We start from the raw sequence: 13,931 nt of genomic DNA, 5'->3' as shown, positions 1-13,931 counted from the left end.
GTTTGTTTATTGTTCGATTAAATAAATATGCGCTTATTTGTATTTTATGTGCAAACTTCTGCACAAATGTAGATCTACGTCTCAATCTAACTGTTTTGCGTGATCGGACTCGCTTTAGCTTGATTGATACATCGGAAAAACCGAGGTTTTAGAGCGAAACTAACGATTATGATTGTTTGAAAAATTCAGATAGTATTAATCTAATTGTTTTTTTTGGAGTAAAATATGGAACGTGCAATTAAGAATTTCTTAAGTCAAGAATCTGCAGGGGGTATCATTTTGATGATCTCTGTAGCACTGGCTATGTTAATGGCAAATTCGCCATTAGCAGGTTTATACAGTGGTTTTCTTGATACAGAAGTCCAAGTACGTGTGGGTACATTAGATATTGATAAGCCATTATTATTATGGATTAACGATGGACTGATGGCTCTTTTCTTCTTACTTATTGGTTTAGAAGTAAAACGTGAATTATTAGAAGGCGCACTATCGAGTGTTGCCAAAGCATCATTACCTACCTTTGCTGCCGTTGGTGGTATGGTATTCCCTGCTTTATTTTATCTAGCATTCAACTACTCAGACCCTGTTACACAGGTTGGGTGGGCTATTCCTGCTGCAACTGATATAGCATTTGCATTAGGTATTATGGCATTGCTCGGTAGCCGTGTGCCTGTAGCACTTAAAGTGTTCTTATTGGCACTAGCAATTATGGACGACTTAGGTGTTATTGTGATTATCGCTCTGTTCTACAGTGCTGATTTATCAATAACGAGTTTAATCGTTGCGGCAATATCTATTACATTAATGGTTGTGTTAAACCGCAAAGGTGTGAGCTCTTTAATTCCTTATGGTTTACTCGGTGTGATCCTGTGGGTCGCAGTACTAAAATCAGGTGTGCACGCTACATTAGCTGGTGTAATTATCGCATTCTGTATACCTTTACGCGCTAAAGATGGCTCTTCGCCTTCAGAGCATTTAGAGCATAGTTTGCACCCTTGGAGCACATTCTTCATATTACCAGTGTTCGCATTCGCTAACGCAGGTCTATCGTTATCAGGAATGAGCATCACTTCTTTAGCTGAGCCTGTAACAATCGGTATTATCTTAGGTCTACTTCTTGGTAAGCCTGTAGGTGTATTACTGTTTAGCTTTGTTGCAGTAAAACTGAAGTTAGCTGAATTACCTCCTGGTATTGGCTGGAACCAGATTATTCCGGTATCAATTATGTGTGGTATTGGTTTTACTATGTCAGTGTTTATTTCTTCACTCGCATTTGAAACTGCACCTGAACAAATAGGTGACTTTGCCCGCTTAGGTATTCTTATGGGCTCAATGCTCGCCGCAATTATTGGTTATGTATGGCTTAATAAAGTACTTCCTAAAGCTGAAGCAAAGTAAAGCTGGAGCAATAAATGAAACCAAAACTGTTAATGTTAGCCCTAACAATGGGGTTGGTAAGTATGCCAGCCCTAGCGACTTCTTTTAATGTTTGTCAATCAAACGTTGAATCAAGTGAATGTAAGAGTTACTTAGATGGCATTGTAGATGGCGCATTGATGTATCACACCGATGCGTCAGGCAATCGCCTAGAGGAAGCCGAAGGGTATGAGTCTCGTGCACTTAAGTATCGTGCAGGTAAGCGCTATCAAGAGGCTAATCGCAGTTTTTGTGCTGACAGAAGTCCACATAAAGATGAAATCGTTTTAGCTATTCAAGAGCAAACAGTAGCTAAAAATGTTAATAATCTGGATGAACTATCAATATTAATAGATAGCTTGTTGGACTGTCAGCGATTAAAATAAATCATCTTTCTTAGCTGGTTTATATGAATGCAACATTTAAATTATAACCATCTATATTATTTTTGGATGGTTAGAAAAAAAGGTTCGGTGGCTAAGGCCGCCGAAGCTTTATGCCTCGCTCCTCAAACTATTACTGGTCAAATCCGCGCTTTAGAAGAACGACTTCACGGTAGTTTATTTAAACGTGTCGGTCGATCGCTTGAGCCCACCGAGCTTGGCGAGTTAGTTTTTCGTTATACTGATAAAATGTTCAGCCTCAGTTATGAGATGTTAGATTTATTAGCCTATCAAAAAGATGAATCCATTTTATTTGAAGTCGGTTTTGCTGCTGCGTTATCAAAAGCATTAGCCAGTCGCGTATTGTTAACGGTCATACCCAATGATGGTTCAATGCATTTGAGTTGCTATGAATCTACTCATGAAAACTTAATACAACGTCTTCGCGAACATAAGTTAGATATGATTCTGTCTGATTCTGCAGGTGAATCGCTTAAATACCCTGAAATTTTATCTAAAAAACTCGGTGAATGTGGCATTAGCTTTTTTGCAGCTTCTAAACCCTCGTTAGATTTTCCCGCTTGTTTAGAGCAAGAAAAGCTGTTGATACCAGGTAAGCGAACCTCTCTTGGGCAGCAATTACACCGATGGTTTGCTGAGAAAAATCTCGAAGTCAGTATTTTAGGTGAGTTTGACGATGCAGCGATGATGAAAGCGTTTGGGTTATTCAAACGTGGTATTTTTGTTGCTCCATCAATTTATCGACATGATATACTCTCTCAAGGTATGGTTTTAATTGGTGAAACTGACGATATTAAAGAAGAATATCATGTCATGTTCGCTGAAAGGATGATTCAACATCCGGCAGTGCAGCGGTTACTTGAAACTGATTTTACTGACTTGTTTGCTGGTGTGGATCCTGAGATACAAGATGTAGAACATCGTAGTTCACATCAAAGATAAAATATCCTTAGAAGATGTTAGGAGAATAGCGTTGGAATTAATGAATATTGCCAGAGTTCGCTGGGCTTGTCGTAGAGGAATGCTAGAGTTAGATGTCCTTTTTCAGCCGTTTGTAGATGCACATTACGAAGCGCTTTCTGATACTGATAAGCAAACTTTTATCGATTTACTAGCCTGTGAAGATCCTGAATTGTTTGCATGGTTTATGGGGCATGAAGTGTGTCCAAATAACGCGATGCGTGAAATGGTAAATACGGTTCGTGGTCGACCTCAACCTTAATTTATTTATTCTTAATAGGGTTTCCCAATACCTAATCTGCTTGATGTCATATCAAGTTCAAAGTGGCGCTTAACGTATGCATGTCAGTTTAAGTGCCTCTTTTAATCAACTTCTTTCCCATATCGTTCTTATCTGTTTGTGCTTAACAAGCTTTTTGTTGTGGCCTCAAGTTAACGCCCTCGCTTTAACAATACTTTATTGGTTGGTGATAATTGCTGTGGTTACTTTCTTTAGCTGGCATTTAATTAAGCTTAAACATTGGCACTATGATATCTACTTGAGTGATATCTATGAGGGGAAGCTTAATCAACAGTTGTTTTGTTTTTGGCGTGAGCCCATAGTGACTGTTTTTGCTTGTGTGATGTTTATTGAGCTAGATTCAACATCCGATAAGAAGAAAAAGGTATTACTAATAGTATGGAGTGATATGTTATCTGATAAGGATTATCGTCAACTTTGTCGATTACTGATTAAGCTTAAAAATCAATAATCATAAATCTTGTAATGTTTCAATTTTACCTTTTATAAAACTGATACCGTTAAAATATCTGATTTAAACAGTATCAGTCAGTGTACTTATCTAGGTTTGCTTTTTACAAATCACCTTTCCGATTGTAAAATTGTTGGCTGTGGATTGTCCAGTTGCTCTGGATAATCGGCATTATAATGTAAGCCTCGACTTTCTTTACGTTCCATCGCGCATCGAATGATAAGCTCAGCAACTTGAACTAAATTTCTTAACTCTAATAAGTTGTTACTGACGCGGAAATTACTGTAATACTCTTGAATTTCCTGCTGGAGCATAGCGCAGCGACGCAGTGCACGCTCTAAGCGCTTATCGGTCCTTACAATGCCTACGTAATCCCACATGAATAACCTCAATTCATGCCAGTTATGGGCAATGACAACTTCTTCATCGGAATTACTCACCTGACTTTCATCCCAATGAGGAACTTGGCCTGGTGTTGGGATTTTTGAAAGTAAACTTTCAATATCTTGCGCAGCAGCGCGGGCAAAAACAAGACACTCTAATAATGAATTACTGGCAAGACGGTTTGCCCCATGAAGCCCAGTGTAGGCCACTTCCCCAATAGCGTATAAGCCATTAATATCAGTTTGACCATGTAAATCCGTCATTACGCCACCACAAGTATAGTGGGCTGCAGGTACTACTGGGATCGGGTCGGTGGTGATATCAATACCAAACTCTAGACAGCGTTGATGAATGGTTGGAAAATGTTTTATCACGAAATCGGCAGGTTTATGGCTGATATCAAGATATAAACAATCAGCACCTAAACGTTTCATTTCGTAATCTATTGCTCGAGCTACAATGTCACGTGGAGCAAGCTCTGCACGTTCATCAAACTCTGGCATAAATCGAGTGCCGTCAGGGCGCTTAAGATAGGCGCCTTCGCCGCGTAATGCCTCTGTTAATAGATAATTTCGCGCATCTGCATGGTATAAACAGGTTGGGTGGAATTGATTAAATTCCATATTCGCGACGCGACATCCTGCGCGCCAAGCCATGGCGATACCATCTCCACTGGCAATATCAGGATTAGAAGTATATTGATAGACTTTGGAACTACCACCTGTTGCGATTGCAACAAATTTTGCGGTGACGGTTTCTACGTGTTCGGCATCACGATTCCAAACATATGCACCCACGACTCGATTTCCCGGTCTATTGAGTTTGCGAGTGGTGATTAGATCAATCGCATTATAACGCTCTAGTACTTGAATGTTTGGGTGAGCTAGGGCTTGGTCTTGTAAAGTCGTTTGTACTGCTTTACCTGTGGCATCAGCAGAATGTAAAATGCGGCGATGACTATGACCACCTTCTCGAGTGAGGTGATAAGGTGCGTTACTTTGGTCACCATCTGCTGTTTCTTCTTTATCGAAGGCCACACCGCATTCAATCAACCATTTCATAGACGCTTTGGCATTTTCAGCTGTATAAGTCACCACTTCTTTGTCGCAAAGTCCCGCACCAGCGATAAGTGTATCGCTTACGTGAGACTCAATAGTGTCTGATTCATCGAAAACAGAGGCTATTCCGCCTTGGGCATAATAGGTTGAGCCTTCTGCTAAAGGGCCTTTAGATAAAAGAATAACTTTAGACTTTTCAGCTAGATGGAGTGCTAGGGTTAACCCTGCAGCACCACTACCAATAACCAAAATATCAGATTGGTGTTCAACTGCTTGTTTCATAAGGTATCATGGGTGACTTAATATGGTTTCTCAATGGTAAAACAAAACCGCTTTTTTGGGTACTGAGACATCGCTATTAAGCGATATTTAGCCATTAATTATAAAAAATTAAATTTTTTTCATTCAATATCGAACTTTTTCAAAGCATACGAGTCTACTTTATTGTGAATATGATTCGAGCGACTGAGAAATCAGTATTATAGATTTAGGAGTAGTCGGCTCGGATGAGTGGACAAATAAGTGATCAACAGTTAGTTGAACGTGTACAACGTGGTGACAAAAACGCATTTAATCTGTTAGTTCAGAAGTACCAAAATAAAGTAATGAGCTTGATCTCACGTTACATTAGAAATCAAGCTGACATCGCCGATGTAGCACAAGAAGCGTTTATAAAAGCTTATCGTGCATTACCTAATTTTCGTGGTGAAAGTGCGTTTTACACATGGTTGTACCGAATTGCAGTAAACACTGCAAAAAACCATTTGGTTTCTCAAAGCAGAAAAACACCGGCTAACAGTGTTGATGCAGAAGAAGCTGAATACTACGAAGGTAGCGATGCGTTAAAAGAATTTGCATCTCCAGAACGTTTAGTTTTGTCAGATGAAATTAACAAGGTGATTTTTGAAACCTTAGAAACGTTGCCAGAAGAATTGAAGATAGCAATATCATTGCGTGAACTTGACGGTATGAGTTACGAAGATATTGCCAATATCATGGATTGTCCTGTTGGAACGGTAAGATCGAGAATCTTCCGAGCTAGGGAATCAATCGATAAGAAACTCCAGCCTTTGCTGGAACAGTAATAGTCTTAATTGACACAGGTGAAAAATGCTTAAATCAGGTCAAGAATGGGTTTCATCAGCAGTTGATGGCGAAGTTGATGCTAAGACATTAGCGGAACTATCAGCAGACGAAGGCTCACATAAGCAGTGGCAAAACTATCATATGATTGGTGATGCTATGCGTGGTGAATTACCGCAGACAATTGATTTAGATCTAACTGCAAACATTGCAGCTGCCATTGAGTTAGAGCCAGCGATAATGGCGCCTCAAACAGAAACAGTATCAACTCATGATACTGCGACTGCAGCGGCTAATACTGACACCACACAAACCAAGAAAGATAATGTTGTGCCTTTCTTTAAACAATTTGGCCAATACGCTATTGCTGCTACTGTTGCTATGGTTGCAATCGTTGGTGTGCAAAACTATGGTCAAGAGCAAGACGCTGAATCGCCATTACCTGTACTAAATACTCGTCCATTAGTGGGTACGGCTTCACCTGTGAGTTTGCAAACTGGTGCAGTTCAAAACCAATCTAACGTTAACAATGACAATGTTGTTGAGCAACGCCGTAGAATTAATTCTTATATTCAAGACCATATGCTACAACAAAGGTTGAATTCAGGTGTAGTTGTGCAGCACAATGACGGTATTGATAACAACGTTAATAATTAATTCGGAGTTAGCTTGCGTCTAATCCTGTTAGCCCTTGTTGTATTGGCATTTCCTACTTTTGCCAATAGTAATACTGAAAGTATTGCCGAAGAAGAAATGTCTGCAAAAGCTTGGCTTGAAAGTATGAGCCAAGCGCTACAAACCAAACAGTACAAATCCTCTATTATTCAACTTCAAGCGGACCATATTCGTCCTCTTGTTTACCTGCACGGTACTGTGAACAACAAAGAAGTCGCTTTCTTAGAATATCTCAATGGCCCGCCTAAAAATGCCGTAAGAGTTGCAGATACAGTGACTTTTATTGAGCATGATCAACCCGCATACAGTATTACTGCGCCGCGCATTCAAGGTGTTTGGCCTACTATTTTTGCAACCGATTTGAGCTCTTTAGAAGAGGGATATCAGTTTATATTAGGTGGCCGTAGCCGTATTGCTGGGCGTCCAGGGCAAATGATCCGCATAATGCCAGTCGATGATAACCGCTTTATGTCACAAGTATGGATTGATATGGATACGCGCCTTCCACTGCGCTATGACATGATTAATCAAGACAAGCAACTCATCGAACAAATGATGGTTATTGAGCTATTAGAGTTGAATGAGCCTGCAAAGATTCTAGTCGAAGCTGAAAAGCAAGGTTTGCCACCTGTTATGAACCCAGCTGAGCGAATTAAAGGTCAGAACTGGGAATTTAGTTGGCTGCCTGCTGGTTTTCATATGGTCGTTAAAGACCACCATCGTTTAATAGGTAGCGATGAGTCTGTTGAATACATTGCACTGAGTGATGGATTAGTTAATATTTCTGTCTATGTTGCACGAATGGGTGATAGCCCAATGCCTGATGAACTTATTACTCGTAATGGCTTATCTATGATTGTTGAACAAGTTGGCAATGTAGAAGTGGTTGCTGTGGGTAAAGTGCCAGCTGAAACTTTAAATCGTATTGCTAAAAGCCTTATCTTAAAGTAAATCCCAACCATGTCGGAACCTTCCTCGCACAAGCCTGAACAACAGCCAGCATTGAGTAAATCAATGCTGGAGGAAGTTGCGACTGTTACTGCTTACAACCCAGATGGCTGGGTTACGGTCGAAATTGAACTTAAGAGTGCCTGTAATCATTGTTCAAATAGTGATAATTGCGGAACTTCCACTGTGGCGAAAGCTTTTTCAGTAAAACGTCAGCGATTTTCATTAATGAGTGAAAAGCCATGTGAAGTTGGCGACTTGCTCAAGCTCGCTTTACCTGAAAGTGTCATTATTAAAGCTGCTATGTTGGTTTATATTGTGCCTTTAATTGGACTATTTGCTGGAGCAGCTATGGGTTTATGGCTTGGCGACTTGTTAAGCGTTAACGCTGATTACACTTCAATGATATTTGCTTGTATTGGTGGGGTTAGTGCTTGGTTTGCCGGAAAACGACAAGCTGCCAAATTAGAAAAGTCTTCAACACCGGTAATAACAGCTTATTTAGGTCAAGCTGTGAGTTTGCATCGCGGCTAAAACGCTAAAATCTTCCATATAAACCGCCTATTTTTACATTGATTTCCATTGGTCTATTGATTCTGATTGGTATTAACCCCTTATTCAGGTACAATTTGGCACCATTATTTTCATCATTTTAGTAGTAGTCATTTCATCCAAATGAAACACATTAGAAACTTCTCAGTTATTGCTCATATCGATCACGGCAAATCAACCTTGTCAGATCGCCTTATCCAATTTTGTGGTGGTTTATCAGACCGTGAAATGGCCGCTCAAGTTCTTGATTCTATGGATATCGAGCGTGAGCGTGGTATTACCATTAAAGCACAGAGTGTTACACTCGATTATAAAGCTGAAGATGGCGAAACCTATCAGTTAAACTTCATTGACACGCCTGGTCACGTTGATTTCTCGTATGAGGTATCTCGTTCGCTTGCTGCGTGTGAAGGCGCATTGTTGGTTGTTGATGCGGGGCAAGGCGTAGAAGCACAAACACTTGCTAACTGTTATACCGCGCTTGAAATGGACCTTGATGTGGTACCAATCTTAAACAAGATTGATTTGCCACAAGCAGATCCTGATCGCGTCGCAGCTGAAATTGAAGACATTGTTGGTATTGACGCCATGGATGCCGTTCGTTGTTCAGCTAAAACCGGAATCGGTATTAAAGATGTATTAGAAACCATCGTTTCTGATATTCCGCCACCTGAAGGTGATGTTGATGCTCCACTGCAAGCATTGATTATTGATTCCTGGTTCGACAGCTATTTAGGCGTCGTGTCTTTAGTTCGTATTAAACATGGCGTACTAAAGAAAGGCGACAAATTTAAAGTGATGTCGACAGGTCAGAACTACAATGCTGACCGAGTTGGTATTTTTACGCCGAAACAAACGGACACACCTGACTTAAAAGCTGGTGAAGTTGGTTTTGTTATCTCTGGTATTAAAGAGATCCACGGCGCGCCTGTAGGTGATACGCTCACACACGCTAAAAATGGTGCAGAAGAGCCACTTCCTGGTTTTAAAAAGGTGACTCCGCAGGTTTACGCTGGTGTTTTCCCAATCTCTACCGATGAATTTGAAAACTTCCGTGAGGCATTGAATAAGCTGAGTTTGAATGACGCTTCATTATTCTTCGAGCCTGAATCATCGTCTGCGCTAGGTTTTGGTTTCCGTATTGGTTACCTTGGCTTACTGCACATGGAAATCATTCAAGAACGTTTAGAACGTGAATACAATCTTGATTTGATTACCACAGCGCCTACTGTAGTTTACGAAGTTGAAATGACTAGTGGCGAAGTTTTGTATGTCGATAACCCATCAGGTTTACCTGCGATAAACAATATCGAAGAAATTCGTGAACCAATTGTTGAAGCTAACATGTTGGTACCAAAAGAATACTTAGGTAACGTCATTACCTTATGTGTTGAAAAACGTGGTGTTCAAACCAATATGGTTTATCACGGTAATCAAGTATCTGTGACTTACGAACTGCCAATGGCAGAAGTGGTGATGGATTTCTTTGACCGTCTAAAATCTACCAGTCGCGGTTATGCATCATTAGAGTATAACTTTGTTCGTTTTGAAGCTGCTGACATGGTTCGCTTAGATATCTTGATTAATGGTGATCGCGTCGATGCTTTAGCAATGGTTATTCACCGTTCAAACATCCGTCATCGCGGTTTAGCACTTGTTGATAAGATGAAAGAGCTTATTCCAAGACAAATGTTTGATATTGCTATTCAAGCAGCAGTTGGTAGCCAGATTATTGCGCGTTCAAATATTAAAGCGATGCGTAAAGACGTAACAGCAAAATGTTATGGTGGCGATGTTTCTCGTAAGAAGAAATTATTACAGAAGCAAAAAGACGGTAAAAAACGTATGAAGCAGGTAGGTAATGTTGAAGTACCTCAAGAAGCGTTTTTAGCCGTATTGAAGCTAAATGACTAAGCTCTTAATCAATAAGCCTTACTGAGGCTTTTAATAAGAGTAAAGATAACGCCGCAGTTTGCGGCGTTGTTATTCCTAAAAGTCATTTTTATACGTTTTTTGAAAAATTTATGAGCAAAAGTTAATTTTGCAAACGAAGTGATTTTGTATACTTTGTAACATTACAGACAGTGATTCTGAATGACCTACACAGGATACTTATTAAGCAGTTTAAATCACTGAATCCATTTTAAAGTGTAAGGCAGGAGCTTAATACCCAATGGCAGCCCATTTTTCTCTTATTTTAGTTATAGTCACTCTCGTGAGTGGTTTGATTTGGCTCGTCGATGTTATCGCGTTTGCGCCAAAGCGCCGCGAAAAGCTTGCAATTGCAGAAGCAAAACAATCAGATTTGAGTGACGAAGCAAAAGAAGTCATCACTCGTGAGCCTGTGGTAGTTGAATTTGCCCATTCAATATTCCCAGTGATTGCCTTCGTATTGATTTTACGTTCTTTCATTTATGAGCCTTTTCAAATTCCTTCGGGTTCAATGAAACCAACGCTGCTTGTTGGTGACTTTATTCTCGTTGAGAAATTTAGCTATGGATTACGCGACCCAGTTTGGCGCAGCAAATTAGTTGAAACGGGCGAGCCTGAGCGTGGTGATGTGTTCGTATTCAAATATCCAGAAAACCCACAAATAGACTATATTAAAAGAGTTATCGGTTTGCCTGGCGACCGAATCGTTTATCAAAATAAGCAATTTTTAATTGAACCAAAGTGTGAAGAAGGAACCAATTGTCCCCCAGCCAAAGCTATTAAGTTAAGTAATGTCAATCGTGGTGAGTTTTCACAGGAAGGCATTCCATTATCTCGTTACACAGAGCAACTTGGTGACGTAGCACATGACATTCTAATTAACCCGTCACGTCCAGACTTTAGTAATCATTTTTACGAACAAGCTGGCACCGCGGTAGGTGAGTTTATTGTTCCTGAAGGGGAATACTTTGCAATTGGTGATAACCGCGATAACAGTACTGACAGTCGTTTTTGGGGATTTGTCCCTGAAGCTAACTTAGTCGGTAAAGCGGTTGCCATTTGGATTAGTTTTGAATTTGAACGTCCAGCTAGCAGCTGGTTGCCAACTTGGGTACCAACAGGTGTTCGTTTTGACAGAGTAGGTGCAATTAAGTAATGGAACCAATAAAGAATTTACCTCGTTTATGCAGAACGCTGGGTTATGAGTTTACTAACGTGGATTTGTTAACTCAGGCATTAACGCACCGAAGCGCTGCCTCAAAGCATAACGAACGTCTTGAGTTTTTAGGTGATTCGATTCTATCAATCATTATTTCAGATGCGCTATATCACCAATTTCCAAAAGTGACCGAAGGTGATTTAAGCCGTATGCGCTCTACGTTAGTAAAAGGTGAAACCCTTACCGTAATAGCGAAAGAGTTCAAGTTAGGTGATTACCTTTATTTAGGCCCTGGTGAACTAAAAAGTGGTGGGTTTAGACGTGAATCGATCCTTGCTGATGCGGTTGAAGCCATTATTGGCGCAATTTATCTAGACGCTGATATTGAGACTTGCCGTGGCTTATTACTGACTTGGTATAAGCAACGTTTAGCAGAAATTAAACCGGGTATTAATCAAAAGGATCCTAAAACGATTCTTCAAGAATACTTACAAGGTTATAAAAAGCCGTTACCTGAATATCAAGTTGTTGATGTTAAAGGTGATGCACACAACCAGACATTCACGGTTGAATGTCGCATTTCAGAAATTGATAAAGTAGTGACAGGTGTCAGTACTTCAAGAAGAAAAGCTGAACAGCTAGCAGCTGCTCAGGTATTGGAGCTAATTAATAAATGACCAAAAAAACAGACTTGCCAGAAAGCTCGCCAGCAGAGCCAAGCTTGGATGAATTATTGGCAAGGATGAATGGCGCTGCACCCGCTGCTGAAGCTAAATACGAAGTGACTTTTTGTGGCATGGTTGCCATTGTCGGCCGCCCTAATGTAGGTAAGTCGACTTTATTGAATAAGTTGCTTGGGCAAAAAGTTAGTATTACTTCTAAAAAGCCGCAGACCACACGTCATCGTATTATGGGTATTCATACTGATGAAGCGAAACAAATCATCTTTATTGATACTCCAGGTCTTCATATTGATGAGAAACGGGCTATCAACCGTTTAATGAACCGTGCTGCTGCCAGTTCATTAGCTGATGTTTCTATGGTTGTGTTTGTTGTTGACGGTATGACATGGACTGAAGATGACGAAATGGTGCTTAACAAACTGCAACAAGGTAGTGGAAAGCGTAAAACGGTTTTAGCCATTAACAAAGTCGATAATATTAAAGATAAAGAAGCGCTATTTCCTTATCTAGCTGAGCTGTCTGAAAAGTTCACCTTTGATGAAATTTTGCCAATTTCAGCAACTAAAGGCACTAACGTTCAGCGAATTTTAGATTTAGCCCAAGAGTCATTACCTGAAGGGCAATTTTATTTCCCTGAAGACTATGTGACTGACCGTTCTCAGCGCTTTATGGCTTCTGAAATTGTGCGCGAAAAACTCATGCGTTTCTTAGGTGATGAACTACCTTACGATGCTACCGTTGAAATCGAACAATTTAAAATGATGGATAATGGTGTTTATCAAATCAATGCCTTGATTTTGGTCGAACGTACAGGTCAAAAGCGCATGGTAATTGGTAACAAAGGTGAACGTATTAGAACCATTGCTACCCAAGCTCGCCTTGATATGGAAACCTTATTTGATAATAAAGTTTTCTTAGAGGTGTGGGTAAAAGTTAAATCGGGTTGGGCTGATGATGAACGTGCGCTGCGCAGCTTAGGTTATGGCGAAGACTAACGCTATGTCAGTCTCGTGCTTATCCATTAGCCTTTAGGCGTCGCTCTGATGCTGCGCGGCTATATACTCCACCATCGTCCTTACAGAGAATCAAGTGTGATTGTTAATCTGTTAGTCGATGGTGTAGGTCGCCTTGATGCCTTAGTCAGGGTGGGTAGCGGAAAAAAATCTATTAAAAGTATCATTCAGCCTTTTCAGCCGCTGATATTTCAGTTCAATAACAAGTCAGACTCTGCTGATACCTCACTTAAATTTATTACTCAAATTGAGCCAGCCGCACCAGCATTACCGTTAAAGTCTAATAGTTTATATTCTGCGATGTACCTCAATGAACTTCTGGTTAGAGTACTTAATGCCGGCCAGCATGCTGAAGGCTTGTTTTTACATTACCATCGCAGTTTAATGGCACTTGCAAGTGAGTTTGACTCTCAACATTTACGTTACTTTGAAATGGAATTGCTGAATGAATTAGGCGCTTTACCATCCCTTGAATATGACACTCAAGGTGAAAATATAACTGCTGAGACTAGCTATCGAATTATTGCAGATGAAGGTTTTTTACCTGTGGCTCAGCAGGCATCGGCAAACGTGACAAATAGCCGACATTTATTATCAGGTGAGATGCTAATTAACTTAAAATCCAAACAACTTGCTGAAAATAATTTAGTGCAAGCTAAAGGCTTAATGAGGTTACTATTATCTCCTTTGCTAGGTGGGAAGCCATTATTGAGTAGAAAGTTATTCATTAAAAATCCCCCAAAAAACAACAGTGAATAGCAAGTAAAGGACTATGGCAATAGTTTGACCTAGATTTCATGCCTAATGAACATTTTAAAAAGTAGTTTCTCTGTAGATTTCTTTATAAAGTGTTCATAAAAACTAATTGAGTATTGATGTCAAAACTGACATCAGGCGATAAAAATATAAAGG

The 13,931-nt window shown here is 40.1% G+C and carries 15 protein-coding genes; 14 read left to right on the top strand and 1 reads right to left on the bottom strand.

Annotated elements, in window-relative coordinates:
- Positions 1-225: 225 nt before the first annotated feature.
- From nhaA to K5Q58_RS21345, 5 genes are all read left to right on the top strand, one after another.
- A complete protein-coding gene (nhaA, locus tag K5Q58_RS09055; protein WP_220753609.1) occupies positions 226-1,398 on the top strand; it encodes a Na+/H+ antiporter NhaA in 1,173 nt (390 codons plus the stop codon).
- A gap of 62 nt (positions 1,399-1,460) precedes the next feature.
- Positions 1,461-1,802 carry a hypothetical protein gene (locus K5Q58_RS09050; protein WP_374758489.1) on the top strand — a complete coding sequence of 114 codons (342 nt, stop codon included), beginning with the start codon at positions 1,461-1,463 and terminating at the stop codon, positions 1,800-1,802.
- A 27-nt stretch (positions 1,803-1,829) separates the two neighbouring features.
- Positions 1,830-2,762 carry a transcriptional activator NhaR gene (nhaR, locus tag K5Q58_RS09045; RefSeq protein ID WP_220753607.1) on the top strand — a complete coding sequence of 311 codons (933 nt, stop codon included), beginning with the start codon at positions 1,830-1,832 and terminating at the stop codon, positions 2,760-2,762.
- A gap of 31 nt (positions 2,763-2,793) precedes the next feature.
- On the top strand, positions 2,794-3,042 hold the full coding sequence (locus tag K5Q58_RS09040; RefSeq protein WP_220753606.1) for a succinate dehydrogenase assembly factor 2: 249 nt from the start codon (positions 2,794-2,796) through the stop codon (positions 3,040-3,042).
- A gap of 76 nt (positions 3,043-3,118) precedes the next feature.
- Positions 3,119-3,532, top strand: coding sequence for a protein YgfX (locus K5Q58_RS21345; RefSeq protein WP_374758488.1), 414 nt, complete (start codon positions 3,119-3,121; stop codon positions 3,530-3,532).
- A gap of 110 nt (positions 3,533-3,642) precedes the next feature.
- Here the strand turns inward: K5Q58_RS21345 and nadB are convergent, their stop codons facing one another.
- Complete coding sequence (gene nadB / locus K5Q58_RS09035; protein ID WP_220753605.1) at positions 3,643-5,256, bottom strand: L-aspartate oxidase; 1,614 nt, start codon at positions 5,254-5,256, stop codon at positions 3,643-3,645.
- 224 nt (positions 5,257-5,480) lie between these two features.
- Here nadB and rpoE point away from each other — a divergent pair, with 224 nt between their 5' ends.
- The 9 genes from rpoE to recO all read left to right on the top strand — a co-directional run bounded on the left by rpoE (position 5,481) and on the right by recO (position 13,778).
- Positions 5,481-6,059 (top strand): RNA polymerase sigma factor RpoE, encoded by a 579-nt coding sequence (rpoE, locus tag K5Q58_RS09030; protein WP_102529698.1) that lies wholly within the window; start codon positions 5,481-5,483, stop codon positions 6,057-6,059.
- 25 nt (positions 6,060-6,084) lie between these two features.
- Positions 6,085-6,714, top strand: coding sequence for a sigma-E factor negative regulatory protein (locus K5Q58_RS09025; RefSeq protein WP_220753604.1), 630 nt, complete (start codon positions 6,085-6,087; stop codon positions 6,712-6,714).
- A gap of 12 nt (positions 6,715-6,726) precedes the next feature.
- A complete protein-coding gene (locus tag K5Q58_RS09020) occupies positions 6,727-7,683 on the top strand; it encodes a MucB/RseB C-terminal domain-containing protein (protein ID WP_220753603.1) in 957 nt (318 codons plus the stop codon).
- A gap of 63 nt (positions 7,684-7,746) precedes the next feature.
- A complete protein-coding gene (locus tag K5Q58_RS09015; protein ID WP_220753617.1) occupies positions 7,747-8,214 on the top strand; it encodes a SoxR reducing system RseC family protein in 468 nt (155 codons plus the stop codon).
- A 141-nt stretch (positions 8,215-8,355) separates the two neighbouring features.
- Positions 8,356-10,146 (top strand): translation elongation factor 4, encoded by a 1,791-nt coding sequence (gene lepA / locus K5Q58_RS09010; protein WP_220753602.1) that lies wholly within the window; start codon positions 8,356-8,358, stop codon positions 10,144-10,146.
- A gap of 259 nt (positions 10,147-10,405) precedes the next feature.
- Complete coding sequence (gene lepB / locus K5Q58_RS09005) at positions 10,406-11,320, top strand: signal peptidase I (protein ID WP_220753601.1); 915 nt, start codon at positions 10,406-10,408, stop codon at positions 11,318-11,320.
- Positions 11,320-12,000: a ribonuclease III gene (rnc, locus tag K5Q58_RS09000; RefSeq protein WP_220753600.1), complete on the top strand. Its 681-nt coding sequence runs from the start codon at positions 11,320-11,322 to the stop codon at positions 11,998-12,000. Before lepB ends, rnc begins: the two co-directional genes overlap by 1 nt.
- Positions 11,997-13,001 carry a GTPase Era gene (gene era / locus K5Q58_RS08995; RefSeq protein ID WP_220753599.1) on the top strand — a complete coding sequence of 335 codons (1,005 nt, stop codon included), beginning with the start codon at positions 11,997-11,999 and terminating at the stop codon, positions 12,999-13,001. Before rnc ends, era begins: the two co-directional genes overlap by 4 nt.
- Before the next feature lie 48 nt (positions 13,002-13,049).
- On the top strand, positions 13,050-13,778 hold the full coding sequence (gene recO / locus K5Q58_RS08990) for a DNA repair protein RecO (protein WP_220753598.1): 729 nt from the start codon (positions 13,050-13,052) through the stop codon (positions 13,776-13,778).
- Positions 13,779-13,931 lie beyond the last annotated feature (153 nt).

It is taken from the genome of Shewanella sp. KT0246, assembly GCF_019654955.1.
Taxonomy (GTDB): domain Bacteria; phylum Pseudomonadota; class Gammaproteobacteria; order Enterobacterales; family Shewanellaceae; genus Shewanella; species Shewanella goraebulensis.
This window is presented reverse-complemented; position numbering and strand designations above follow the sequence as displayed.